General features: G+C 57.3%; 27 protein-coding genes and 1 riboswitch. Of the genes, 10 read left to right on the plus strand and 17 right to left on the minus strand.

Features of this window, described 5'->3' with window-relative positions; all coding sequences use genetic code 11:
- Window positions 1–289 precede the first annotated feature (289 nt).
- Window positions 290–1,387 carry a DUF1176 domain-containing protein gene (locus DXX3274_RS01790; protein WP_042858250.1) on the plus strand — a complete coding sequence of 366 codons (1,098 nt, stop codon included), beginning with the start codon at window positions 290–292 and terminating at the stop codon, window positions 1,385–1,387.
- A 275-nt stretch (window positions 1,388–1,662) separates the two neighbouring features.
- On the opposite strand, the gene DXX3274_RS22555 is transcribed toward DXX3274_RS01790, so the two are convergent.
- Window positions 1,663–1,932, minus strand: a complete 270-nt coding sequence (locus DXX3274_RS22555; protein WP_071603894.1) for a DUF1127 domain-containing protein — start codon at window positions 1,930–1,932, stop codon at window positions 1,663–1,665.
- 172 nt (window positions 1,933–2,104) lie between these two features.
- Window positions 2,105–2,311 (minus strand): DUF1127 domain-containing protein, encoded by a 207-nt coding sequence (locus tag DXX3274_RS23265; protein WP_202960828.1) that lies wholly within the window; start codon window positions 2,309–2,311, stop codon window positions 2,105–2,107.
- 161 nt (window positions 2,312–2,472) lie between these two features.
- On the opposite strand from DXX3274_RS23265, the gene DXX3274_RS01795 reads away from it, so the two are divergent.
- A complete protein-coding gene (locus DXX3274_RS01795; protein ID WP_042858252.1) occupies window positions 2,473–3,903 on the plus strand; it encodes a PLP-dependent aminotransferase family protein in 1,431 nt (476 codons plus the stop codon).
- 281 nt (window positions 3,904–4,184) lie between these two features.
- On the opposite strand, the gene DXX3274_RS24475 is transcribed toward DXX3274_RS01795, so the two are convergent.
- From DXX3274_RS24475 to DXX3274_RS01820, 6 genes are all read right to left on the minus strand, one after another.
- The gene (locus tag DXX3274_RS24475; protein ID WP_050569785.1) at window positions 4,185–4,487 is read right to left on the minus strand and encodes a DUF2645 family protein; all 303 of its coding nucleotides are present in this window, start codon (window positions 4,485–4,487) and stop codon (window positions 4,185–4,187) included.
- Window positions 4,488–4,509: 22 nt separating this feature from the next.
- Window positions 4,510–5,253, minus strand: a complete 744-nt coding sequence (locus tag DXX3274_RS01805; protein WP_042858253.1) for a hypothetical protein — start codon at window positions 5,251–5,253, stop codon at window positions 4,510–4,512.
- A gap of 6 nt (window positions 5,254–5,259) precedes the next feature.
- Window positions 5,260–5,739, minus strand: a complete 480-nt coding sequence (locus DXX3274_RS22565) for an Hcp family type VI secretion system effector (RefSeq protein WP_071603895.1) — start codon at window positions 5,737–5,739, stop codon at window positions 5,260–5,262.
- Between the two features lie 200 nt (window positions 5,740–5,939).
- The gene (locus tag DXX3274_RS01810; RefSeq protein WP_042858254.1) at window positions 5,940–6,707 is read right to left on the minus strand and encodes a molybdopterin-dependent oxidoreductase; all 768 of its coding nucleotides are present in this window, start codon (window positions 6,705–6,707) and stop codon (window positions 5,940–5,942) included.
- Window positions 6,700–7,299, minus strand: coding sequence for a cytochrome b/b6 domain-containing protein (locus DXX3274_RS01815; RefSeq protein ID WP_042858255.1), 600 nt, complete (start codon window positions 7,297–7,299; stop codon window positions 6,700–6,702). The genes DXX3274_RS01810 and DXX3274_RS01815 overlap by 8 nt, the downstream gene beginning before the upstream one ends.
- A gap of 12 nt (window positions 7,300–7,311) precedes the next feature.
- Window positions 7,312–7,935 carry a hypothetical protein gene (locus DXX3274_RS01820; RefSeq protein WP_042858256.1) on the minus strand — a complete coding sequence of 208 codons (624 nt, stop codon included), beginning with the start codon at window positions 7,933–7,935 and terminating at the stop codon, window positions 7,312–7,314.
- A gap of 164 nt (window positions 7,936–8,099) precedes the next feature.
- Between DXX3274_RS01820 and DXX3274_RS01825 the strand changes: the two genes are divergently transcribed.
- Both DXX3274_RS01825 and DXX3274_RS01830 read left to right on the plus strand, forming a co-directional pair.
- Window positions 8,100–8,771 carry a heavy metal response regulator transcription factor gene (locus tag DXX3274_RS01825; protein ID WP_042858257.1) on the plus strand — a complete coding sequence of 224 codons (672 nt, stop codon included), beginning with the start codon at window positions 8,100–8,102 and terminating at the stop codon, window positions 8,769–8,771.
- On the plus strand, window positions 8,768–10,201 hold the full coding sequence (locus tag DXX3274_RS01830; protein WP_042858258.1) for a heavy metal sensor histidine kinase: 1,434 nt from the start codon (window positions 8,768–8,770) through the stop codon (window positions 10,199–10,201). Before DXX3274_RS01825 ends, DXX3274_RS01830 begins: the two co-directional genes overlap by 4 nt.
- 69 nt (window positions 10,202–10,270) lie before the next feature.
- Here DXX3274_RS01830 and thiH read toward each other — a convergent pair whose 3' ends face one another.
- The 7 genes from thiH to DXX3274_RS01865 form a co-directional block, all read right to left on the minus strand.
- Window positions 10,271–11,419 (minus strand): 2-iminoacetate synthase ThiH, encoded by a 1,149-nt coding sequence (thiH, locus tag DXX3274_RS01835; RefSeq protein ID WP_042858260.1) that lies wholly within the window; start codon window positions 11,417–11,419, stop codon window positions 10,271–10,273.
- The gene (locus tag DXX3274_RS01840; RefSeq protein WP_042858261.1) at window positions 11,419–12,198 is read right to left on the minus strand and encodes a thiazole synthase; all 780 of its coding nucleotides are present in this window, start codon (window positions 12,196–12,198) and stop codon (window positions 11,419–11,421) included. Before DXX3274_RS01840 ends, thiH begins: the two co-directional genes overlap by 1 nt.
- 1 nt (window position 12,199) lies before the next feature.
- Window positions 12,200–12,400 (minus strand): sulfur carrier protein ThiS, encoded by a 201-nt coding sequence (gene thiS / locus DXX3274_RS01845; protein WP_038917511.1) that lies wholly within the window; start codon window positions 12,398–12,400, stop codon window positions 12,200–12,202.
- On the minus strand, window positions 12,397–13,146 hold the full coding sequence (locus DXX3274_RS01850) for a HesA/MoeB/ThiF family protein (RefSeq protein WP_042858263.1): 750 nt from the start codon (window positions 13,144–13,146) through the stop codon (window positions 12,397–12,399). Before DXX3274_RS01850 ends, thiS begins: the two co-directional genes overlap by 4 nt.
- A 1-nt stretch (window position 13,147) precedes the next feature.
- Window positions 13,148–13,783, minus strand: a complete 636-nt coding sequence (gene thiE, locus DXX3274_RS01855) for a thiamine phosphate synthase (protein WP_042858265.1) — start codon at window positions 13,781–13,783, stop codon at window positions 13,148–13,150.
- Window positions 13,783–15,750, minus strand: a complete 1,968-nt coding sequence (gene thiC / locus DXX3274_RS01860; RefSeq protein ID WP_042858267.1) for a phosphomethylpyrimidine synthase ThiC — start codon at window positions 15,748–15,750, stop codon at window positions 13,783–13,785. The genes thiE and thiC overlap by 1 nt, the downstream gene beginning before the upstream one ends.
- A 148-nt stretch (window positions 15,751–15,898) precedes the next feature.
- A riboswitch (TPP riboswitch) is annotated at window positions 15,899–16,014 on the minus strand.
- A gap of 57 nt (window positions 16,015–16,071) precedes the next feature.
- Window positions 16,072–16,521 carry an Rsd/AlgQ family anti-sigma factor gene (locus tag DXX3274_RS01865; protein ID WP_042858269.1) on the minus strand — a complete coding sequence of 150 codons (450 nt, stop codon included), beginning with the start codon at window positions 16,519–16,521 and terminating at the stop codon, window positions 16,072–16,074.
- 103 nt (window positions 16,522–16,624) lie between these two features.
- Here DXX3274_RS01865 and nudC point away from each other — a divergent pair, with 103 nt between their 5' ends.
- The 6 genes from nudC (at window position 16,625) to DXX3274_RS01895 (ending at window position 21,182) form a co-directional block, all read left to right on the plus strand.
- Window positions 16,625–17,398, plus strand: a complete 774-nt coding sequence (gene nudC / locus DXX3274_RS01870) for an NAD(+) diphosphatase (RefSeq protein WP_042858270.1) — start codon at window positions 16,625–16,627, stop codon at window positions 17,396–17,398.
- A gap of 55 nt (window positions 17,399–17,453) precedes the next feature.
- The gene (hemE, locus tag DXX3274_RS01875; protein ID WP_042858271.1) at window positions 17,454–18,527 is read left to right on the plus strand and encodes a uroporphyrinogen decarboxylase; all 1,074 of its coding nucleotides are present in this window, start codon (window positions 17,454–17,456) and stop codon (window positions 18,525–18,527) included.
- Window positions 18,527–19,201, plus strand: coding sequence for a deoxyribonuclease V (nfi, locus tag DXX3274_RS01880; protein ID WP_042858272.1), 675 nt, complete (start codon window positions 18,527–18,529; stop codon window positions 19,199–19,201). The genes hemE and nfi overlap by 1 nt, the downstream gene beginning before the upstream one ends.
- A gap of 91 nt (window positions 19,202–19,292) precedes the next feature.
- Window positions 19,293–19,883 (plus strand): YjaG family protein, encoded by a 591-nt coding sequence (locus DXX3274_RS01885; protein ID WP_042858273.1) that lies wholly within the window; start codon window positions 19,293–19,295, stop codon window positions 19,881–19,883.
- Window positions 19,884–20,194: 311 nt separating this feature from the next.
- The gene (gene hupA / locus DXX3274_RS01890) at window positions 20,195–20,467 is read left to right on the plus strand and encodes a nucleoid-associated protein HU-alpha (protein WP_012882985.1); all 273 of its coding nucleotides are present in this window, start codon (window positions 20,195–20,197) and stop codon (window positions 20,465–20,467) included.
- 4 nt (window positions 20,468–20,471) lie between these two features.
- Complete coding sequence (locus DXX3274_RS01895; protein ID WP_084478664.1) at window positions 20,472–21,182, plus strand: DUF1481 domain-containing protein; 711 nt, start codon at window positions 20,472–20,474, stop codon at window positions 21,180–21,182.
- Window positions 21,183–21,267: 85 nt separating this feature from the next.
- Here DXX3274_RS01895 and purD read toward each other — a convergent pair whose 3' ends face one another.
- The gene (purD, locus tag DXX3274_RS01900) at window positions 21,268–22,557 is read right to left on the minus strand and encodes a phosphoribosylamine--glycine ligase (RefSeq protein WP_042858274.1); all 1,290 of its coding nucleotides are present in this window, start codon (window positions 22,555–22,557) and stop codon (window positions 21,268–21,270) included.
- Between the two features lie 15 nt (window positions 22,558–22,572).
- The gene (gene purH, locus DXX3274_RS01905) at window positions 22,573–24,162 is read right to left on the minus strand and encodes a bifunctional phosphoribosylaminoimidazolecarboxamide formyltransferase/IMP cyclohydrolase (RefSeq protein ID WP_038663278.1); all 1,590 of its coding nucleotides are present in this window, start codon (window positions 24,160–24,162) and stop codon (window positions 22,573–22,575) included.
- Window positions 24,163–24,904: the final 742 nt, after the last annotated feature.

The raw sequence follows: 24,904 nt of genomic DNA on the forward strand, positions 1-24,904 counted from the left end.
TGGTCTATTGCGGAACTCACCCGAAGGGCCGTCGCAAGCGACGTTAAAAAACGCTTTCAGCGTTTTATGATTCGTTCCACCCTAATGGCGGAACTCACCCGAAGGGCCGTCGCAAGCGACGTTAAAAAACGCTTTCAGCGTTTTATGATTCGTTCCACCCTAATGGCGGAACTCACCCGATGGGCCGTCGCAAGCGACGTTAAAAAACGCTTTCAGCGTTTTTTTAGTGGCGGGGAAAAGACATAATTGCGCTATAACATCAGCATGGAAGTTTCATAAGGAATGTCCGATGCGATTCACGACAACGCTTTCAGGCGTCATTCTGGTTTTGCTGTCCGGCAGCGCGTTCAGCGCCGGTGAGATGCCTTCCGGTTATCCAACACCGGTGCAGAAGGTATTCAGGCACTGGCAGATTACCTGCAACAACCTGAACGACTGCGACATCAGGAACAATGACCCGTACCTGCGTGTGACGCTAAAGCGTGAAGCGGGCGCTCAGGGCAAAATCTCATTGGACTTTGATCTGGCCGATAAACGTCAGGCGCTGTATCTGGATGGCGTCCGTTTTCCGCTGACTCAGCCGGCCTGGCAGACGGATGAGGAAGAGGGCGCGTTCTACGTCCATACCGATCAACTGGATGTGATCCAGCAGTTTGTGCTGGCGGCCAAAAACGCCAAGCGGCTGTCGCTGTCGGAGCACGGCGGTAGTCAGAGTAATAATCAGGAAGAATCCATCTCGCTTAACGGCCTGAATGCGGCGTTATTGCTGGCGGATGAACGGCAGGGGCGCCTGAATAACCTCAGCGCCTTATTGCAGGTCGGCAATGCTGAGGTGACGCAGGTGCCGCCGGTACCGGTGGGGCAGGAAATCAACCCGGCTTACACCCAGCCGCCGCCGCTGACCAATGCCAGGACGCTGATTAACGGCGTGATCGGCGCTAAAAAAACCTTGCTGGAAGAGGAAGACTGCGGGCTGAGCAAAGAAGCCCGCCAGTTGAGTGAAGCCGAACCGCTGACCAACGAGCTGGCGCTGGTGATGCTCAACTGCGGCATGGGAGCCTATCAGTCTTCCAGCATGCTGTTTGTCACTCCGCGCAATAACCCTCAGGCCGCACAGTTGCTGGAATTGCCAAGGCCGATTCGCCCGGCGGACAGCCGCGAGGAAAAAATCCGTTGGTTCACCGAAGCGGACTATGACCCGGAAAGCGGCATGTTGTATCACTCGGCGAAAGGGCGCGGCATCGCCGACTGCGGCGAAAGCGCGCAGTGGGTGTTTGACGGCAAGACTTTCCAGCTTGTGGCCTACAACTATCAGCCGGAATGCAATGGCGGGCAGCCGGGTGACTGGCCGTCGGTATGGGCGATGCCGGGCTACCCGACTGAATAGCCCGGCACGATGTTGACAGGACCGGTGCGGGTTGTGTCTCTCCGCCCGCGCTGGCCGAGGATGGGGCGGAGCAGGCGGTAGGTCTCTGCTCCGGCTGTATTCAGCCCACGCACTGTAACAACCGCCCGGCCGCACCGCGACGGGCAATTCGGCGATGTGCGCGGCGGTACGCAGACCATCGCTTTCTCTCTGTATTGATTACCTTTTTCTGCGCGGTGCTTCGCATATTTTCGCCCTGACTCCGCGTTATTCGATTCGTCAGCGTTTGTTCGTTGCTACCATAAATTGTCCACATCCCGGCGAGTCAGCCCCATGTCCTCCAACCGATCGTTGTTCAGTCGACGTAGCGCCTTTCGGGCCTGTACTCGCTGCCGCCAGGCGCGCCAGTGTTGGCGGAAATGATGAAGGAAGAATCGCGGGCCGACTGCGGTATTTGAACGGCGGTGTGGCTGTGTCATGGTGGTATCCCCGGTGAACTGTGCTGGAAACAGTGTGCAACCGGCGTGTTTCAGGATACAGATGCAGAAAATGACTATTCTGATCATACAGAGGCACGGTCAGGCGATCTGAATTGCGATTTTTTGTGTGATCTGTACCTGTTTTTAGCGCTCAATTCATGGTTTAAAGAAAACAAGCAATTATCGCGATTAGGGCGTTGCCAAGCGTAGCGCTTTCACAGACAGGCGGCCGTAGCCGCCTGTAGTTGTGCGCTGCTTGCTAAATCCTGTCCGGCCAGTTCCGGTAAAGACGCTGTATGTCTTCCCGTTTCAGACCGATATCTTTGAGACGCTCGTCATTCAGTTCATTCAGGATTTTGCGGGTCTGATGGTGCTGGTACCCAATCCATAAGCGCCGTAACAGGCGCAGCAGAATGGGCATGTGGGGGTATAACTCAAGGCGATGGGGAGGGAATAGTATCGTCATGGCGATTCTCCGCAGGTGATGGCCGAGTATTATCATGGCAAACCCGTCTGTCTGGTTTTAGAGGCAGTATTGGATTTTATTTTTGATACAGATGACCGATGTGGCGATCTGAATGGTCGTTTAAGCGGCATTCTGTATGGAAACCAGGAGGAACTACATCAATGACGCGATATCAGCTTCTGGCCACCTTATTGGCGCAGCGGATTGAACAAGGGTTGTATCAGAGCGGCGAGCGTTTGCCATCGGTACGTGCGTTAAGTCAGGAGCATGGCGTCAGTATCAGCACGGTTCAGCAGGCATATCATTTGCTGGAAGAGAAGCGGCTAATCGTACCGTTGCCTCGTTCGGGATATTTCGTGAAACCCCGAATGGCGGCTGCGCCGATCCCGGCAATGACTCGCCCGGTACAGCGCCCGGTGGAGATTACCCGGTGGGATTCGGTGCTGAATCTGCTCCGTTCCCGCACCGATCCGGAAATTTTGCAGTTGGGGGGGAGTCTTCCCGACCTGGCGCAAAGTACGCTGAAACCATTGTGGAAGAACATCAATCGTATCGGACAAAAACAGGATATCGCCACTCTGGGGTATGACGGTCCGGATGGTCTGCCGCTGCTGCGCGAACAGATTGCCAGACTAATGATTGACAGCGGTTGCCAGTTGTCGGCACAGGATATCATCGTTACTCATGGCTGCACGCAAGCGCTGTCGATTGCGATACGGGCGGTGTGTAATCCCGGCGATATCGTCGCCATTGAGTCGCCGGTATTTCATTGCATCATGCAGATACTGTGCGGCTATGGCATAAAGGTGATTGAAATTCCTACTGACTTTTCCAGTGGGATAAGCCTTGAAGCGCTGGAGCTGGCGCTGGAGCAATGGCCGGTGAAGGCTGTGCTGACGGTTCCGAATTGCAACAATCCGCTGGGGTTCGTTATGCCGGAACATCGCAAACGGGCATTGATGACGCTGGCGCAACGTTATGACATCGCCATTATTGAGGATGATGTGTATGGGGATCTAACGTATGACTATCCGCGGCCGATTACCCTGAAATCCCTCGATTATGACGGGCGGGTTCTGACATGCAGCTCTTTTTCCAAAACGCTGGCCCCCGGCCTGCGAATCGGCTGGGTGGCGCCGGGGCGTTATCTGGATCGGGCATTGTATATGAAGTACACCAGCACCGGAGCGATATCCATATATTTCCAACAGGCGGTGGCCGAATTTATCCAGCAGGGATATTACATGCCGCATGTACGCCGAATGCGTTCGGTCTATCAGCGCAATCTGGAGGCGCTAGTCAACCTGGTGCGTCGCGTGTTTCCGGATACGATTTGTCTCAGCCGTCCGCAAGGCGGGTTTGTCTTGTGGGTTGAGTTGCCGGAGGAGTTTGATGGCGTACGGTTGAATCACAGTCTGGCTAACAAAAAAATCAGGATTTATGAAGGGGAGCTGTTTTCTGTCGGCGGGAAATACCGTCATTGCCTGCGATTGAGCTATGCCTTGCCATTAACACCGGAGAGAGAGGCGGCGATTATCGCATTAGGGAATGTGATTGTCGGGGAGCTTGCCAGCAATCCGGTGGCGGGGTAAGACGTTCAGATACCACTAAACCAGTTATCCCCTTGATCTTCCTGGTAGCTTCCGGGATTGTGTTGAAGGGATTATTTAACTTGTTATTTTTAACGTTGGTAGCGTTATACCCTAAAAAATTCGAGTTGCAGGAAGGCGGCAATCGAGCGAATCCCCAGGAGCTTACTCAAGTAAGTGACTGGGGGGAGTGAGGGCAGCCAACGCACCTGCAACTTGAAGTATGACGGGTATAGCTGTTTTCACTTGCTGACTGTGCCTATTAAGGAAGTTATATAAGCACCTTAGCAGACATAAAATCTTAAGAAAGATCTCCATGCGTAATAAAGAACAGAAATAAATAATACGGCTATGTTGGTTTTGCTTTTTTTTAAGAAGAGGAAAGGGGTGAGTATTGCTAAAGGTATGATTGCATGAAAGAAATATCCGTCCTCCATTGGCAGATCGCAAATGCTGCTAATAGACCCGTCACCGATCATCCATTCGTACTCTCCCGTTGTAAATAAATTAATGAAAAAAAATAAAATAATAACGTATAGTATGAAAATAAAATTAAGAAGATTGTTTTTTGTTTTTTGTTTAATCATGTAATGTCACTCAATAATAATTTTAAGGCGTTACCTTAATGGAGGCATTTCTATAAAGCAATCTGCTAACCCTTTCCCTATTTCGTAACATGGCTCGCCCATATGATGTCCATATCCTTTCTGATGTTCCTTCTTTAGCACTATATGATCTTATGAAGTCATTTAGATTACGTTGAATTCCTCTATTGTAGCGGGAGCCAGCTACAACAAATTGTTCATCATTCAGGTTCATCGTATCGATATCAGGATAATCAAAATGGATCAGATCGTTAAGGTGTTGCGCTGTCATCGCTAGATTAAAATTATCTTTTTGTAAACAAATTGAGATGTATGTCATTTCTGAGCTGGTCAAGCTATCGGAATTTTTCCCGAAAATCTCTGCAACTACTCTTATTTGCATTGCAATAATCCCCATAGATGTTTTCTCTGGGGAACCGATTGTGGGTATGTTTCTTTCTATCCACTTTTTGGCAGGGAAATCAGCTTGCCTCACATTCAATACGGTGTCTTTGAAATGGTCAGGCATTCCACCGGCTTCTACTCTTGCTACTGATGCCAGAAGTATTGCAGGTATATGATACCGATTGGCGATTTCCTTTATCCTTTCTTTATGAAAAAGAATGTAGCCGTCTTTATATTTGCTTAAGTAATCATCACCGCCAAATGTTTTCCACCATATTGCATCAAGAGTGGTCCACTTGGGGTAATCTTCCGATGTTTGTGATGGTGAATCACAAGTAGCCTTTAAGAATTTGAGCTCATTCATACCGGTTTAGTACATGTATTCTGTAAGAATGCTATACCCTGATGTTCCTGCAATGTTGTGTTGGCAGGTTATGCTTTCATAGCGGAAGGCGATAGTCTCAAATGGCTGTACTTCGTTGTGCGTCAACGAGTTTGGATTTTGATTGGATATGTTTATAATAGACGCATCTTTTAATGCTATCGTCATGTAATTCTCTTGCTTCCCACTAGAGGAAGTTCTGTAGTAATTTAATTCACATTCCAGGAGTTCATTGTTTGCTATGCTTATTAATAATAGTGGTGTTGATTTATCTATCGGTTTTGTTATTGAAAATGGATGATGATTTACGTTGCGATCTCTTGATAGATCATAATTCGTAGCATAAACAAAAATCTCATCTTCGTGGCCGGAAATGTGTTTATTTCCTACTGAGTTAACACTTAAACACCCTTCGGATATAAGTCCCTGTGTCTTCCCTTTTATTTTCATAAAAATTAGGTTTGCCATTTCCAATCTCCCATCCTTGATATTTTTTCATTGTATTTTTCTTGCTCTTTGTTTTCAATCGCTTTTTGAGCATTAATTTAATTAGCGCTATGGTTAAACGATATAGTTATCTGTCCATGTAACGTTAAAGCTGACAGGCGTGACCATTGGTCTTAATAATCTATTGAGCGACTCTTGCCAGTGGATCATGCATAAACACGTCAGATACCACTAAACCAATTATACCCCTGATCTTCCCAGTAGCCGCCGGGGTTGGTGTCGCTGACGAACAGCGCCGCGATATGTTTGGCGTTTTTGAAGCCGAGTTTGGTGGGGACGCGCAGCCGCAGCGGGTAGCCGTAGTCGGCGGGCAGCGCCTGATCGCCGAATTCCAGCGCCAGAATGGTTTGCGGGTGCAGGGCGGTCGCCATATCGATGCTGGAGTAATAGCGGTCGGCGCATTTGAGGCCGACATAGCGGGCGGTGAGGTCAGCGCCGATATGCTGCAGGAAGAGGCGTAGCGGAATGCCGCGCCACTGGCCGATAGCGCTCCAGCCTTCGATGCAGATCAACCGGGTAATCTGTGTCTCCTGCGGTAGCCGGCGCAGTTGATCCAGTGTCCAGATGCCCTTTTTCTCCACCTTGCCTGAAACCTCCAGACGGTAACTGTCCAGATCGATCTCCGGCACATTGTATTCTGGGTAAAAGGCGTTAAACGGAAATGGCTGGGTTATCTGGTCCGGGCGATAGCTGGGAGCCAGCCGCTGTCCGCTGAACAGCCACGCCTGTACCCGGTCGTTCCAGCGCGACATTGCCCACAGCACTTTGTCGACGCTGTCGCCGTCTTGCATATTGCAGCCGGTAAGCATCGCTACGGCGCCGAGCGTCAGCCCGGAGCGCAACATCAGGCGGCGTTCCAGATTCACCAGCTGTTTTTTCTGGTCCGGCTCCAGTATCAGCTGCGCGCGGCGCGGCGATTTATCACTCATGTTTGCCTCCGGTCAGCATCGCCCACAGCGTACGCGGGACTATCAGCACCATCACCACGTGGATCACCACAAACAGGCCGATTCCGCTCATGGCAAAGAAATGCACGTAGCGAGCGACGGCGAAACCGCCCAACAGATTGGTCAGCCCCTGCAACTGCACCGGTTTCCAGAGAGCCAGCCCGGACAGCACCAGCAATACGCCCAGCGCGATAACGCCGAAATACATCAGCTTCTGAATGGCGTTGTACTGACTGGATTCATGCCGCAGGCGGAAGGTCAGCGTCAGCCGGATATCGCGCCAAAGCGACGCCGGCGTGAGCGGCAACCAGCGTCGCCGCCAGTGTCCGCTGCACAGGCTCCACAGCACATACAGCAAGCCGTTACTCACCAGCAACCACATCACCGCCAGATGCCAGCCGATAGCACCGCCTAGCCAGCCGCCTAACGTGATGGACTGAGGAAAGCGGAAATCAAACAGCGGCGAGGCGTTGTAGATTTCCCAGCCGCTCATGAACATAGCGGTCATCGCCAGCAGGTTGACCCAGTGGGTGATCCTGACTGGCCAGGCGTGCACGGGAGGTGATGTTTGCATAGCTACGCCTGATTACATGGGCGGCACGGTGCCGTCTTTTCCGGCCGAAATGGCGATAGCGACCCGGTTGCCCTGCTCATCGACGTTGGAGAACAGTACGATATGCGTGCCCGGTTGCAGCAGGCTGCGATCGCCGGGCGCGATGCTGACGATAGGCACGTCATCCGGCACCACCACGGTTTTCTGTTCGCCGTTGTAAGTGACGGTCAGGGTGCGTCCGTTGCTGTTTACCAGCTTGCCGACGGTGCCGTTGGTCATAGTGCCGCTCTTGCCGTCGGCGGATTCCCACGGCCGGTGACCTTCGCCGGCGCCGCGCAGGCTGGCGTCGAACACATGCACTTCCAGCGCTTTCAACGTGCCGTCAGGTTGGGGAATGGCGGCGGTGCCGATGAAACTGTCCGGTTTGATGGTATCCGGGCTGGCTTTGGTCACGCTCATCACCCGGGTCCGGTCGGTCAGCTTGACATCAATCTTTTGCCCTTTACGGTCGGTCAGTTGTAGCTGACTGTCCGATACTGCGCTGATGGTGCCGCGCACCGGCGGTTGCGGTTTGGCGGGGGCATCGGCGGCGACAGACCATTGGCTGCATAGCAGCAGCGAGGAAAACAGCAGTCCGGTAAAACGATGACGTATCATGATGACAGGCTCCTGGGTTGGTGTTTTCCCCCATCATGGTGAGGCCATCAGGTCGTCAGGATGACCGTTTGATGACATTAATGTCATCAAGTCAGCCGGGCGGAGTTGCTATGATGAGGCGATGTTTCGGCAGCGATGCCGCCAGTACAGCGGGAGTGATAGCGATGCGTATTCTGGTAATTGAAGATGACGCCGGCACCGGGGATTACCTGAAAAAAGGGCTGACCGAGGCGGGATATGCGGTCGATCTGGCGCGCAACGGCACCGACGGATTGTTCAATGCGCTGGAGCACGGCTATGACGCTATCATTCTGGATGTGATGCTGCCGGGGCTTAATGGCTGGCAGATTATTGAGATGCTGCGCAAGAAAAGCGACGTGCCGGTGCTGTTTCTGACGGCGCGAGACCAGTTGCACGACCGCATTCACGGGCTGGAGCTGGGCGCGGACGACTACCTCATCAAACCATTTTCCTTTACTGAACTGGTGCTGCGCGTTCGCACCCTGTTGCGCCGCGGCGTAGTGCGCGAGGCGGATCACTACGTGGTGGCGGATCTGCAACTGGATGTGCTGCGGCGTAAAGCCACGCGTCAGGATACGGTGATACCACTGACCAACAAGGAGTTCATGTTGCTGCATTTGCTGGTGCGGCGCGAGGGCGAAGTGCTGTCCCGTACCCTGATCGCCTCGCAGGTGTGGGACATGAATTTCGACAGCGACACCAACGTGGTGGATGTGGCGGTGAAACGCCTGCGCGCCAAAATCGACAAGCCGTTTGACGTCAAGTTGATCCATACCGTGCGCGGTATCGGCTATGTGTGCGAGCCGCGCTCATGAACGTGTTTTTTCAGCGCTGGCGCGCCAGCTCGCTGACGTTGCGTTGCAGCCTGTTGTTCGCACTGACGACCGCGCTGGTGGTCAGCAGCGTCGGCGGCTATCTGTACGGCGCTCTGCGTCAGGAGATGTACCGGCGCAGCGACGTGCAGGTTACCGGGCGGGTGGAGTACTACCGTCATCTGTTGGGCCGGAATTTCACCTTGCCGATGCTGACCGCCAACACCGGCATGTTCGAAAATATGCTGGGGAACGAGCAGGACGTGCTGCTGTTTTCCCTGCCGGGGCAAAAGCCGCTGATTAACGTCAACCCGGCGCATATTGCTCTGCCGGACATTCCCCCGATCGCGGTGGACGCGCCGCTGCAAACCGATGCGGTACGCGGTAGCCTGACGGCGCAGGGCGTACCGCTGCGGGCGATTGCCGCACAGGTGCGGCTGAATGACGGTCAGATGTTGCAGGTCACGGCGGCTCACGTGATGTTCAGCGAACAAAAGATGCTGGAACACTACCTGTGGCGCGTGGTGGGGGCGGTGGCGATCGCCTTTGTGCTGATTGGCGGGCTGGGCTACCTGGCGCTGCGCCGCGGTTTATTGCCGTTGTGGCGGATGACGGCGCAGGCGTCGGCGATCGCGCCGAATACGCTGTCCACCCGGATCAGCGACGCGGATGCGCCGCAGGAAATGCGACAGTTGATTCGCGCGTTCAACGCCATGCTGGACCGACTGAACGACGGTTACCTGCGGCTGACCCAGTTTTCCGCCGATCTGGCGCACGAAATCCGCACGCCGATTGGCGCGCTGATGGGGCATTGTCAGGTGGCGCTGTATCAGCCGCGTAGCGTGGAAGAATATGAGACGCTGCTGTCCGACAACATCGCCGAGCTGGAGCGAATGTCGCGCATGGTGGAAAACATTCTGTTTCTGGCTCGCGCCAGTCACGAGCAGCCGGTGCTCAATCGCGTGCCGGTCGAGGTGGCGGCCGAACTGCGTCGGGTAGCGGATTACTTTGAGATGCTGGCGGAAGAGCGCGGTATCGAACTGTTGTGCGAAGGCAATGCCCGGCTGGCGGTGGATGCGTTGCTGTTCCAGCGTGCGCTGGGCAATCTGGTCGCCAACGCGGTGCGTTACGCCAAAGCCGACAGCCCGGTGCGGCTAAGCGTAGCCGCATCCTCTGAGCGAGTGGTGGTCGAGGTGACCAACCTCGGTCCGGTGCTGCCGCCGGCGCAACTGGAGCGCTTGTTCGACCGGTTCTACCGTGCCGACGCCACCCGCAGCGCCAGCAGCGATTCCAGTGGGCTGGGGTTGTCGATCGTACGGGCGATCATGACATTGCACGACGGCGAGGTCATTGCCCGTTGCGATCCGCGCGATGCAACGATCGGGCGGATCACTTTCAGCCTGATCTTTCCTGCCAGTCATGACGGCAGGTGATGACGGCAGATGATGACGATCGTGCCGTGAGAACAGGATCCTCTGCGTCGCGATGGGCCGGCGTAAAACTCAGCCTGCGCCCGGTCGCCCCAGATAGCCGTCCCAGTCTTTCCACACCGGTTGCAGCCCGGCACGGCTCAGGGCATCGGCCACCGCTTCCGGGCGGCGGTCGTCGTGCGGGGTGAACTGCTCCAGTTCCGGATGGTCGTCGGCGTAGCCGCCCGGCTGGGTTTTGGAAAACGCGCTGACGTTGTTGATGGCGATCGGGATCATGTGATCGCGGAAGTGGGGCGATTCGCGCGTCGACAGCGACAGTTCCACATCGGGCGCCAGCAGTCGGAAGGCGCAGATCACCTGCATCAGTTGCGCTTCATCCATCAGCGAAGCGGGTTCGATGCCGCCGGCGCAGGGGCGCAGGCGCGGGAACGATACCGAATAGCGGCTCTGCCAGTAGGTCTGCTGCAAATACAGCAGGTGCTCGGCCACCATGTAGCAATCGGCGCGCCAGCTGTCGGACAGCCCAATCAGCGCCCCCAGCCCGATCTTGTCGATCCCGGCGCGGCCCAGCCTGTCCGGCGTCGCCAGCCGCCAGGCGAAATCCTGCTTGTGACCGCGCAGGTGATGGCGGGCGTAGGTTGCCGGATGATAGGTCTCCTGATACACCATCACGCCATCCAGCCCGAGGGTTTTCAGCTCGGCGTACTCCGACTGCGCCAGCGGCTGCACTTCCATCATCAGCGAACTGAACTGCGGGCGAATCAGCGGCAACATCTGGCGAAAATAGTCCATCCCTACCTTACGCTGGTGTTCGCCGGTTACCAGCAGCAGGTGATCGAACCCCAGCGCTTTAATTGCCTCGCACTCGCGCAGGATTTCCTGCTCATCCAGCGTCTTGCGCTTGAGGTGATTACTCATGGAAAAACCACAGTAGGTGCAGTCGTTGGCGCACAGGTTGGAGAGATACAGCGGCACATAGAAGCTGACGGTGTTGCCGAAGCGCTGGCGCGTCAGTTGCTGCGCCCGCTGCGCCAGCGGTTCCAGCCAGCGGCCGGCGGCGGGCGACAGCAGCGCCATCATGTCCTCGCGCGTCGGCCGATCGGCGCATAACGCCCGTTCTACATCGGCGTCGGTCTTACTGTTGATGCGCAGGGTCAAGTCATGCCACTCCAACTGTTGCCTGCGCTGTTCAAACGACGGCGATTGATCGTGGGTGTCCATCAGTTGGCGGCCTCCGTATGTTGCAGAAAGCCGGTGAGCGGGCTGGTGGCGCTGGCGATGCGCTGGCGGTTGCCCAGCCCGGCCTGATGGGCGATGGCTCCGGCGTCGACCGCCAGTCGAAAAGCTTGCGCCATCTGCACCGGGTCGCGCGCCACGGCGATAGCGGTGTTGACCAGTACCGCATCCGCGCCCAGTTCAATCGCTTCCGCCGCGTGGCTGGGCGCGCCGATGCCGGCGTCGACCACCACCGGCACCCGTGCCTGTTCGATGATGATGCGCAGGAAATCGCGCGTTTGCAGCCCCTGATTGGAGCCGATCGGCGCGCCCAGCGGCATCACCGCGGCGCAGCCGACGTCTTCCAGTCGCTTGCACAGCACCGGGTCGGCGCCGCAGTAAGGCAATACCACAAAGCCGTCTTTCACCAGCTGTTCGGCGGCTTTCAGGGTTTCCACCGGGTCGGGCAACAGGTATTTCATGTCCGGGTGGATTTCCAGCTTCACCCAGTGCGTGCCCAGCGCTTCGCGCGCCAGTCGGGCGGCGAACACCGCCTCTTCGGCGGTTTTGGCGCCGGAGGTATTCGGCAGCAGGTGTACGCCCAGCTCGCGCAGCGGCGCCAGAATGGCGTCGCTGCCGCCTTTCAAATCCACACGTTTCATCGCCAGCGTGACCAGTTGTGAACCCGAAGCGCGCAGGGCGTCCTGCATTAGTCGCGCGCTGGCGAATTTTCCGGTCCCGGTTAATAACCGGGAGGTAAAAGTAGTATCTGCAATCTTCAGCATTTCAACCTCCTGCGATTGCCTGAAACAGCAAAATGTCATCACCGTCGCGCAGCGGGTGTTGCGTCCAGGCATCGCGCGGGATGATGGTTTGATTGATGGCCAGCGCCGTGCCGGGCTGCAGCCGGTTCAACTGGCTGAGCAACTGCGCCACGGTCAGCTCGTCCTGCAGTTCGATAACATCGTCGTTAAGCCGGATTTTCATGCCAGCTCCCCGCATACCGGGCAGGCGGGCGAACGTGTCAGTTGCAGCGTGGTCCACTGCTGCTGGCGCGCATCGAACAGCCGCAGTTTGCCGTCCAGCGGCGAGGGCAAACCGCATAGCAGCTTGATCGCTTCCAGCGCCTGCAACGTACCCATCACGCCGACCACCGGGCCGAGTACGCCGGCGGTGCGGCAGTTGCGCTGCGGTTCCGTGGCGTCTGGGTAGAGGCAGGCGTAGCAGCCGTGTTGCCAGGGCGGCGTCAGCACCAGCAACTGACCGCTAAAGCCGACGGCGCTGGCGCTGATCAGCGGTTTTTGCGCCGCGACGCAGGCGGCGTTGACCGCGTGGCGGGTAGCCATGTTGTCGCAGCAGTCCAGCACCAGATCGGCTTGCGCCACCGCTTGCTCAAGTGACTCGCCTTCCAGCCGGGTGGTCAGGGCCACGGTTTTCACCAGCGGATTGACGGCTTCCAGCGCGTGACGGGCCAGCACCGCTTTGGGGCGTGAAAGGTCGGCGTTGCGGTAGAGAATCTGACGTTGCAGATTGGAGATGTGCAGGGTGTCGTGGTCCGCCAGCAACAGCGTGCCGACGCCGGCCGCCGCCAGATAGAGCGCCGCCGGCGAGCCGAGCCCGCCCAGCCCTACCAGCAGCACCCGGACCTCCGCCAGCTTCTGCTGCCCTTCCTGACCGATATCTTCCAGCAGCAACTGGCGGCTATAACGCATAAAGGCCTGATCATCGAGCATGTTACGCCTCCCGTCCTTCAATCAGTTGCAGCAGCGTTGCGGTGGCGGCGCGCCAGTCCGTCGCTTGCGTGATGGCGCTGACCACGGCAATGCTGCCGACCCCGGTTTCCAGCACCGCCGGCGCCCGGTCAATGCTGATGCCGCCGATGGCGACGGTGGGAAAGCGTCCGTCCAGCGCGCGGATATGGCGGGCCAGCTCGACCAGCCCTTGCGGCGCAGACGGCATCGCTTTGGTTTGGGTGGGGAAGATATGGCCCAGCGCGATATAAGACGGCGAGATAGCGACGGCGCGCGCCAGTTCGGCGTCGTCATGGGTGGAAACGCCGAGTCGCAGCCCGGCGGCGCGAATCGCGTTTAGATCGGCGGTGTCGAGATCCTCCTGCCCAAGGTGTACGCCGTAGGCCTGATGCTTCACCGCCAGTTGCCAGTAGTCGTTGATGAACAGCCGGGCCTGATAGCGACGGCCGAGCGCGATCGCCCGGATGATATCGGGTTCGGCTCGATCCGCCGGTTGATCCTTGATGCGTAGCTGGATGGTGCGGACGCCGGCTGCCAGCAGACGTTCGATCCATTCTACGCTGGCAACCACCGGATACAGCCCCAGCCGGGCGTCAGTAGCGGGAAAAGCGCCGTTCATCAGCGTTCTTCCTGCGGCAGGCTGGTAGCGGTGTGGTACAGCTCGCTGCCGCGGGCGCGGAATTCGGCCGACATCTGCGCCATGCCGACGTCCACCGGCTGCGGCTGCGCTTCCTGACGGGCGGCGTAATCGCGCACTTCCTGGGTGATCTTCATCGAACAGAATTTCGGTCCGCACATCGAGCAGAAATGGGCTACTTTGCCGGATTCCTGCGGCAGGGTTTCGTCGTGGTAGGCGCGGGCGGTTTCCGGGTCCAGCGCCAGATTGAACTGGTCCTCCCAGCGGAATTCAAAACGTGCTTTGGACATGGCGTTGTCGCGGATCTGCGCGCCGGGGTGGCCTTTCGCCAGGTCGGCGGCGTGGGCGGCAATTTTATAGGTGATCAAACCTTGTTTGACGTCGTTTTTGTTCGGCAACCCCAGATGCTCTTTCGGGGTGACGTAGCACAGCATGGCGCAGCCGAACCAGCCGATCATCGCCGCGCCGATGCCGGAGGTGAAGTGGTCGTAACCGGGCGCGATATCGGTGGTGAGCGGGCCTAAAGTATAGAACGGCGCCTCGTGGCAGTGTTCCAGTTCTTCGGTCATGTTGCGGCGGATCATCTGCATCGGCACATGGCCGGGGCCTTCGATCATCACCTGTACGTCGTATTCCCAGGCGATTTTGGTCAGTTCGCCCAGCGTGTGCAGTTCGGCGAACTGCGCTTCGTCGTTGGCGTCCTGAATGGAACCGGGGCGCAGGCCGTCGCCCAGCGACAGCGCGACGTCATAGGCGGCACAGATTTCGCAGATTTCACGGAAATGCTGGTACAGGAAGTTCTCCTGATGGTGCGACAGGCACCACTTGGCCATAATCGAGCCGCCGCGCGACACAATGCCGGTCAGGCGTTTGGCGGTCATCGGTACGTAGCGCAGCAATACGCCGGCATGAATGGTGAAATAATCCACCCCTTGTTCCGCCTGCTCCAGCAAGGTGTCGCGGAACAGTTCCCAGGTCAGGTTTTCCGCGATGCCGTTGACCTTTTCCAGCGCCTGATAGATCGGCACCGTGCCGATCGGCACCGGGCTGTTGCGCAGGATCCACTCGCGGGTTTCATGGATATAGCGCCCGGTGGACAGGTCCATCACCGTGTCCGCGCCCCAGCGGGTGGCCCACACCAGTTTTTCCACTTCTTCTTCGATAGACGAAGTCACGGCGGAGTTGCCGATATTGGCATTCACCTTTACCAGAAAATTGCGGCCGATGATCATCGGTTCCGATTCGGGATGGTTGATGTTGGCGGGGATGATGGCGCGCCCGGCGGCCACTTCCTGACGCACGAACTCCGGCGTGATGTTGTCCGGCAGCAGCGCGCCGAAACTGTGGCCCGGATGCTGCTGGCGCAGTACCTCGCCGCGCACGCGCTCGCGCCCCATGTTTTCGCGGATGGCGATGAATTCCATCTCCGGCGTGATGATGCCCTGACGGGCGTAGTGCAACTGGGTAACGCGGCGACCGGCTTTGGCGCGCTTAGGCTGCGGCAGATGTTCAAAACGCAGATGGTCGAGGCCGATGTCCGCCAGCCGTTGTTGGGTGAAGCCGGAGCTGGCTTTCGGTAAGGCTTCGGTGTCGTCGCGCCCGGCAATCCAGTCGGCACGCAGTTTGCCAAGCCCGCGGTGTACGTCCGGGGTGGTGGCCGGGTCGCCGTACGGGCCGGCGGTGTCATACACCGGCACCGCTTCGTTGGCTTCATAGCGCGGATTGTCGCGGTTGCCGCCCACCAGCGTCGGGCTAAGCTGGATTTCCCGCATCGGCACGCGGATGTCCGGCTGTGAGCCGGTCAGATAAATGCGCTGCGAGTTGGGAAAGGTCGACCCGCGCAGCGTATCGATAAACTGCTGGGCGGCGGCGCGTTGTTCGCGACGGCCGGAGGATTTCTTTTCTCCGGAAACATTCTGTTCTGTAGACTGGGTTGGTTCTGTAGACATAGCAAGTTCCTGTTCATTAAAAGGAAAAATTGCTTGTCTGGAGCTCGGAGGGAGTAATGGTCGGATGCTGGCCCGCTGGCAACGGCAATCATGTGATGCCGGGTCTTGCGGCTGCGGCGGCAACGTGGACGTTGCGCCCGGGGCTGGCAATGTGATTACTCTTGTTCCCTTCGCAGGTCTTAACCTGATCAGGTTCCGCGGATCCCGAATTAACGGTCTCAGCCCACGCGCCATACGGCGTGTTGGGCACTCCGACAAGATATCGCCCCTTCACGGGGCGAACTAAAACTCTGACACTCTATGCGCTGTGACTATGTGCCGTCAATGATCGAACATCAGTCGGATCAGGCTGTCTTCCAGGGTGAAGCGCATTGCCAATGCTTCACCCACGCCGGATAATGTCTGGCGAAATTCCTGACTGTCGACGGGCTCGATGAAAAACGCCAGATGGCTGTCGTAAATATCCATGATTTGCTGGGTGTTGCTGCGTAGCGCAACATCAAAGTGCGACGCTTGCGTCAGCTTTCTGTCGTTATGCATGATGTTTTCCTGCAACATGCGCTCGTAGACATGGAAATGACCGACAGACAGATAGTCGACCAGATGATGGCAAAATTCATCCAGCGTCCGTGCTTCCGGTATTTTCCCTGTCTGAATGCTGAGCAGGTGGTAATAGGCCAACAGAAGATGTTTGCGGGCCAGCAACCACTGATCGATCAAGGCATAATTGCCGCCAACGTTCTCCGTCAGACGTTGCAACTGTTTCAGCATGGTTGACTCCGGGTATCGATAGGATGATGACAGTTAGTCGTGTCATTATTTATAACCATAGTCGTAAAACGCCAATCTGGTAATAAGCGGGGCAATAAAAGAGATGGAAGTGACGCTGAAGGGTGAAGAACGCGGATGGTGGGTGGTGTATCACCGCCATCAGATCTGGCTGCCTCAGGGCGAATTGCCGCAGGGAACGGCGGCGCAGTGGCAGTTGCAGCAGCAGTCCGCCCGCCGGATTGGCGAGTGGCAGGGGGAACCGGTATGGCTGGTGCTGCAGGATAAGACCAGCGACATGGGTTCGGTGCGTCAACTGCTGGATCAGGATGCCGGGTTGTTCCAACTGGCGGGCCGCGCGGTGCAACTGGCGGAATTCTATCGTTCGCACCGGTTTTGCGGTTACTGCGGCCATGAGATGTCGGTCAGCACCACCGAATTGGCCTGCCTGTGCGCGCACTGCAAAGAGCGTTACTACCCGCAGATTGCCCCCTGCGTGATTGTAGCGATTCGCCGCGACGACAAGATTCTGCTGGCGCAGCACTTGCGCCATAAAGGAAACATGTACACAACGCTGGCCGGCTTTGTGGAAGTGGGGGAAACCCTGGAGCAGGCGGTGGCGCGGGAAGTGATGGAAGAGAGCAATATCCGCGTCAGGAACCTGCGTTACGTCAGTTCCCAGCCCTGGCCGTTTCCGCATTCGCTGATGATGGCGTTCATGGCCGACTACGACGGGGGCGAGGTGAAAGCCGATCCGTCCGAACTGCGGGATGCCGACTGGTTCCGTTATGATCGCTTGCCGGAATTGCCGCCGCCGGGTACGGTAGCCCGGCGTCTGATTGAAGACACGGTAGTGCTGTGCCGCGAGGCCGATCGCTGATCGGTCGTCGCCAGCGACAATCATGCCTGCAAGCAGGCGTTACAAGGAAAAGACCATGACTGATCTGAAAAACGATCGCTATTTGCGTGCGCTGTTGCGTCAGCCTGTGGATGTGACCCCGGTATGGATGATGCGTCAGGCGGGACGTTACCTGCCGGAATACCGCGCGACTCGCTCGCAAGCCGGTGATTTCATGTCGCTGTGCAAGAATGCCGAGCTGGCCTGCGAAGTGACGTTACAGCCGCTGCGACGCTACAACCTTGATGCGGCCATTCTGTTTTCCGATATTCTCACCATACCCGACGCTATGGGGCTGGGGCTGTATTTTGAAGCCGGCGAAGGGCCGCGTTTTACCTCGCCGGTCACCTGTCATGCCGACGTGGAAAAACTACCGGTGCCGGACCCGGAGCTGGAGCTCGGCTACGTAATGAACGCGGTGCGGACGATTCGCCGTAATCTGGCGGGCGCGGTGCCGCTGATCGGTTTTTCCGGCAGCCCGTGGACGCTGGCGACCTATATGGTGGAAGGCGGCAGCAGCAAAGCCTTCACCGTGATCAAGAAGATGATGTTTACCGAGCCGCGCACGCTGCATCTGTTGCTGGACAAGCTGGCGGACAGCGTGACGCTCTACCTTAACGCCCAGATTCGGGCCGGCGCGCAGGCGGTGATGATTTTCGACACCTGGGGCGGGGCGCTGAGCGGGGCTGATTACCGTGAATTCTCGCTGCATTACATGCACAAGATTGTCGACGGCCTGCTGCGAGAAAACGACGGTCGCCGGGTGCCGGTGACGCTGTTCACCAAAGGCGGTGGTCAGTGGCTGGAAGCGATGGCGGATACCGGCTGCGATGCGCTGGGGCTGGACTGGACCACCGATATTGCCGATGCGCGCCGTCGCGTCGGCGATCGGGTGGCGTTGCAGGGCAACATGGACCCGTCGATGCTGTATGCGCCGCCTGCCCGCATCGAGCAGGAAGTCGCTGCCATTCTGGCCGGCTTCGGCGCCGGCAATGGCCATGTGTTTAACCTGGGGCACGGCATTCATCAGGACGTACCGCCAGAGCATGCCGGCGCTTTCGTCGAGGCGGTACACCGCTTATCCGCGCCGTATCATCAGGACCTCGCCTGATGGATATGCAGGCGCTGCGCGAAGAACAACGTGACAAAGCGGTTCAGGTGATTCGTCATGACGATGTGCCTTTTGAACAGCCGACGCTGATCGCCGGCGCCGATGTCGGTTTCGAGCAGGACGGCGCGGTAACCCGCGCCGCGCTGGCCGTGCTGACCTATCCATCGCTGCAACTGGTGGAATACCAGATTGCGCGTATTCCGACTATCATGCCTTATATCCCCGGTTTCCTGTCGTTTCGCGAATACCCGGCTCTGCTGGCGGCGTGGGAGCAGTTGCAACACCGGCCGGATTTGCTGTTTGTCGACGGGCACGGCGTGTCTCATCCCCGTCGTCTGGGCGTCGCCAGCCATTTTGGTTTGCTGGTCAACGTGCCGACCATCGGCGTCGCCAAACGGCGCCTGTGCGGGCAGTTTGCGCCGCTGGCGGACGCGGTGGGCAGTCGCCAGCCGTTGCTGGATCGGGACGAGCAGATCGGCTGGGTATGGCGCAGCAAAGCTCGTTGCAATCCGCTGTTTGTCTCCACCGGTCACCGTGTCGGTATAGACAGCGCGTTGCAGTGGGTGATGCGTTGCATGAACGGCTATCGCCTGCCGGAACCTACCCGCTGGGCGGATGCGGTGGCGTCCAACCGTCCGGCGTTTCAGCGCTGGCAACGTCAGGCCGGCCTGTAGGATAATGCCGGGCAGGAAACTTTAGGAATTCAGGTATATGGCGGTGCGGCGATTTTCGTTACACTGCCGCCCATTATTATTGAGATGAACAATGTTACGTAACCCCATTCATTTGCGTCTGGAAAAGCTGGAAAGTTGGCAGCATGTCACCTTTATGGCCTGTCTTTGTGAACGTATGTACCCCAACTACCATGAGTTTTGTCAGCAAACGGGTTTTGGAGATGCGCAGCTTTACCGGCGCATACTGGACCTGGTGTGGGAAACGCTGGTGGTCAAGGACGCCAAGGTTAATTTCGACAGTCAGTTGGAAAAGCTGGAAGATGCGATTCCTGCCGCAGACGATTACGACATTTATGGCGTATACCCGGCCATTGACGCTTGCGTTGCGCTGAGCGAGCTGCTGCATTCGCGTTTGAGCGGCGAAACGCTGGAGCATGCCATTACCATCAGCGAAACTTCGATCCGCACCGTAGCGATGCTGGAGATGACGCAGGCGGGTCGGGAAATGACCGATGAAGAACTGAAGGTTGTGCCTGCCGTTGAAGAAGAATGGGACATCCAGTGGGAGATTTTCCGCCTGCTGGCCGACTGCGAAGAACGCGACGTCGAGCTGATAAAAGGCCTGCGCGCCGACCTGCGCGAGTCAGGAATTAGTAACATTGGGATAAATTTGTATCAATAACGCGATAAAACGTGATTTAAGGCCTGAAATGGCCTGTCTTTAGGCTTCACATCCGCACCCTGTCTGGTCTACATTTGGGGGGCGTAATAAAAGTGGCTGTCGGTGCGTGTATGCAGGAGAGTGCTACTACACCCAAAATAATTCGAGTTGCAGGAAGACGGCGACGCAGCGAATCCCCGTGAGCTTACTTGAGTAAGTGAATGGGGTGAGCGAGGAAAGCCAACGCACCTGTGGCTCGAAGTATGACGGGAGATGGCATATCCGTCGCACTCGATGCTTAGCAAGCGATAAACACACTGTAAGGATAACTTATGAATAAGACTCAACTGATTGATGTAATTGCTGACAAAGCTGACCTTTCCAAGACCCAGGCTAAAGCTGCCCTGGAAGCTACTCTGGCAGCAATCACGGAGTCTCTGAAAGAAGGTGATGCAGTACAATTAGTTGGTTTTGGCACTTTCAAAGTCAATCATCGTAACGAGCGCACTGGCCGCAACCCGCAGACTGGTAAAGAAATCAAAATTGCTGCCGCTAACGTGCCTGCGTTTGTGTCCGGTAAGGCATTGAAAGACGCTGTCAAATAAGCGCATGCTGATACAAGGTTTAAGCAGAGGGGCGATTTCGCCCCTTTTGCTTTTTTGCAGACGGCACATCCGCTTTGCCGTTCCGGCGCTGGTGTGCTGGCTGAGCGCCTGTAGTTCCTCGACGCCGCCGCCCGCCGTGTATGCCAGCGGCTACCTGGCCGATAGCGGCGTGGTGCGGTTGTGGCGTAAAGACGATGCGCAGCAGCATCTCACCACACTGGTGACGGCTCTCAGCCCGCTATCAGGAAAGGAAGCCCGGATCACCCGTTACCGCTTCCAGCAGGGCGCGTTGCGTGAGGTCCAGCAGACCCATTCTGCATCGGCGCGGGAAGAAGTCAGGCTGCGTTTTGATCAGGCGGGAACCGTCAGTTACATGCAGCGCCAGTTGCCAGACCGGCGAGAGTCGCTGTCGGAAGACGAGATTGCGCTGTTCCAGTTCGATGCCCGGCGCTTGCTGGAACTGAGCGATTCCCTGCGCGCGGGCAAGGTATCACTGATGCAGGGGCGCTGGAATGCAGGGCAGGTGACTACGTGCGACGGAAAAACGGTACGCCCGGAGCTGGACCGCTCTTCGCTGTCCTGGATCGCACAGCAAGCCGAACGCGCCGCCGCACCGCTTAGCGTTGCCTGGCTGGCGTCACCGGAAGGAACGCAATTGTTGCAGGTGGCGGAGACGGATTTCTGTCGTTGGGAACCCACAGCCGAGGCGTGGTAATCAGGGAAGACGATGAGCGGTAAAACAAGTAAAGGAGGGGCCAGCCCGTCAGGCATGACCCCTTGTTGAGATCTGAGCGCTATCGTCAGGCTTGCTGCTCGCGAGCGATGGCGCGATAGCCGATGTCGCTGCGACAGAAACTGCCTTCCCAACTGATCGGCTTAGCCAGCTCGTAGGCGCGTTGCTGCGCTTCGGCTACGCTGTGACCCAGCGCCGTCACGCACAACACGCGCCCGCCGTTGGTCACCACGTCGTCGCCATTCAGTTTGGTGCCGGCATGGAACACCTTGCCATCGGCCGCATCTTGCGTCGGCAGGCCCGAAATCACGTCGCCGTTACGGTAATCGGCCGGATAGCCGCCTGCCGCCAGCACCACGCCCAATGACGGGCGCGCATCCCAGTCAGAGGTTTTCTCATCCAGTTTGCCGTCGCAAGCCGCCAGACACAGCTCCACCAGATCGGATTTCAGACGCAGCATGATCGGCTGGGTTTCCGGATCGCCGAAACGGCAGTTGAATTCGATTACCTTCGGCTGACCGTCCGGGGAAATCATCAGGCCCGCGTACAGGAAGCCGGTATAGACATTGCCTTCGGCCGCCATGCCGCGCACGGTTGGCCAAATAATTTGGTCCATTACCCGCTGGTGAACCTCATCCGTCACTACCGGCGCGGGTGAGTAAGCGCCCATGCCGCCGGTGTTCGGGCCGGTATCTCTGTCGCCAACGCGTTTGTGATCCTGGCTGGTTGCCATCGGCAGCACGTGCTCGCCATCCACCATCACGATAAAGCTGGCTTCTTCGCCGTCCAGAAACTCTTCGACCACGATACGGTGACCGGCATCGCCAAACGCATTGCCCGCCAGCATGTCGGTGGCCGCATTTTCCGCTTCTTCCAGCGTCATGGCGACAATTACGCCCTTACCGGCCGCCAGACCGTCCGCCTTGATGACGATAGGCGCACCCTTGCGGCGGATATAAGCCAGCGCCGGTTCGATGTCGGTGAAATTCTGGTATTCCGCCGTTGGGATGTGCTGGCGAGCCAGAAAGTCTTTGGTAAAGGCTTTGGAGCCTTCCAACTGAGCGGCCGCCTGCGTCGGGCCGAAAATGTTCAGACCGGCGGCGCGGAAGGCGTCAACCACGCCAATCACCAGCGGCGCTTCCGGGCCGACGATGGTCAGGCCGATAGCGTTCTGGCGAGCAAAATCCAGCAGCGCCGGGATGTCGGTCGCGGCGATGTTCACATTCTCCAACGTCGGTTCCAGCGCAGTGCCGGCATTACCCGGCGCGACGTAAACCTTGTCGGCCAGTGGAGACTGGGCTGCTTTCCAGGCCAGCGCGTGCTCGCGGCCGCCATTACCAATAATCAAGATATTCATCGTCATAACTCCGGATTAGTGACGGAAGTGGCGCATGTCGGTAAACAGCATCGCGATGCCGTGTTCATTGGCTGCGGCGATGACTTCATCATCGCGAATGGATCCGCCCGGCTGAATCACGCAGGTGATGCCTACGGCCGCCGCTGCATCGATACCATCACGGAACGGGAAGAATGCGTCGGACGCCATGACGGAACCTTTGACTTCCAGACCTTCGTCACCCGCTTTGATACCGGCGATTTTGGCCGAGTAAACACGGCTCATCTGACCGGCGCCGATGCCGATGGTCATATTGTCGCGTGCGTAAACAATGGCGTTGGATTTAACGAATTTCGCCACCTTCCAGCAGAACAACGCATCGCGCAGCTCGGCTTCGGTCGGTTGGCGCTCGGTGACCACGCGCAACTGGGCTGCTTCTACCATGCCGAGATCGCGATCCTGCACCAGCAGGCCGCCGTTGACGCGTTTGAAATCCAGCCCCGGCGTACGCTGTTGCCACTGACCGCAGGTCAGCACGCGTACGTTCTGTTTAGCGGCGGTGACTTTCAGCGCGGCTTCGCTGGCGGAAGGGGCAATGATCACTTCAACAAACTGACGGCTGATGATGGCTTGCGCGGTGGCTTCGTCCAGTTCGCGGTTAAAGGCGATGATGCCGCCAAACGCCGATGTCGGGTCGGTTTTGTAGGCGCGCTCATAGGCGTCCAGAATCGAGCCGCCAATCGCCACGCCGCACGGGTTGGCGTGCTTGACGATCACGCAGGCCGGCTCGGCAAATTCTTTCACACACTCCAGCGCGGCGTCGGTATCGGCGATGTTGTTGTAGGAAAGCGCTTTGCCCTGTAGCTGCTGAGCGGTTGCCACCGATGCTTCAGCGACTTTCTCTTCTATATAGAAGGCAGCCTGTTGGTGGCTGTTCTCGCCGTAACGCATGTCTTGCTTCTTGATGAAGTTCAGGTTCAGCGTGCGTGGGAAGCGGCCGGAAGGCTGAGTGGTATCGCCGTGATAGGCCGGAACCTTGCTGCCAAAGTAGTTGGCGATCATGCTGTCGTAAGCGGCGGTGTGTTCGAATGCTTTGATTGCCAGATCAAAACGGGTTTCGTAAGTCAGAGAACCTTCGTTGGCGTCCATCTCGGTGATGATAGCCGTGTAGTCGCTGCTTTTAACCACGATAGCCACGTCGTTGTGGTTCTTGGCCGCGGAACGCACCATGGTCGGGCCGCCGATATCGATATTTTCTACGGCGTCTTCCAGCGTGCAGTCGGCTTTGGCGACGGTCTGGGCGAACGGATAAAGATTAACGACCACCATGTCGATCGGCTGGATATGGTGTTGGGTCATGATGGCGTCATCCTGACCGCGGCGACCCAGAATGCCGCCATGCACTTTGGGATGCAGGGTTTTGACGCGTCCGTCCATCATTTCCGGAAAACCGGTGTAATCCGAGACTTCTGTCACCGGCAGGCCGGCGTCGGCCAGCAGGCGTGCAGTGCCGCCGGTAGAGAGCAGCTCAATGCCTCGTTGTGACAGCGCCTGGGCGAATTCGACGATACCGGCTTTGTCAGACACGCTGAGCAAAGCACGACGGATAGGACGACGTTGTTGCATGATGGTTTGATCCCCTGACTTAGGTTCTTACTTTAAAGAGCGTTACGTGAATAGTGGCGGTCACATCAAGAAAAATACGGATTGAGTCACCGATATTCAGCTAACGCGCTCACGGATACGCGTTATTCATCAGGTGGGGAATTGTAGCGAAAACGTTTGCGTGATGCTCGCCAAATTTCAAAAAATGCCTGAGTTGTGGATAACTCTGTGCAAAATAAGGTATAAGCGGCACTTTTGCTGTGGAATGCAGCGAACGCGCGATTTAATCAAAAATACCGGTTGCGGCCTGCGAGGAACTCCCTATAATGCGCATCCACTGACACGGCAACGGCGATGAGCCAGCGCGGTGTGAGGCGGGGAAAACGAGAAAAAAGTCGTTGACTCTGAATGAGGAAAGCGTAGTATACGCCACCTCGCGACAGCAGGCTGTAAGCCGGTCGCACTGCTCTTTAACAATCAATCAGACAATCTGTGTGGGCACTCGCAGGACACTTCACTAAAAAATTATGTGAAAGTCTTGAAGAGTGACAACAGTTAATTCATATGAACTAACAGTAAATTCTTTGAGCACCGTTTTCTTCGGAAAACACATCAAACTTTAAATTGAAGAGTTTGATCATGGCTCAGATTGAACGCTAGGCGGCAGGCCTAACACATGCAAGTCGAGCGGCAGCGGGGGAGCTTGCTTCCCCGCCGGCGAGCGGCGGACGGGTGAGTAATGTCTGGGGATCTGCCTGATGGA

The organism is Dickeya sp. NCPPB 3274, from assembly GCF_000406205.1.
Lineage (GTDB): Bacteria > Pseudomonadota > Gammaproteobacteria > Enterobacterales > Enterobacteriaceae > Dickeya > Dickeya fangzhongdai.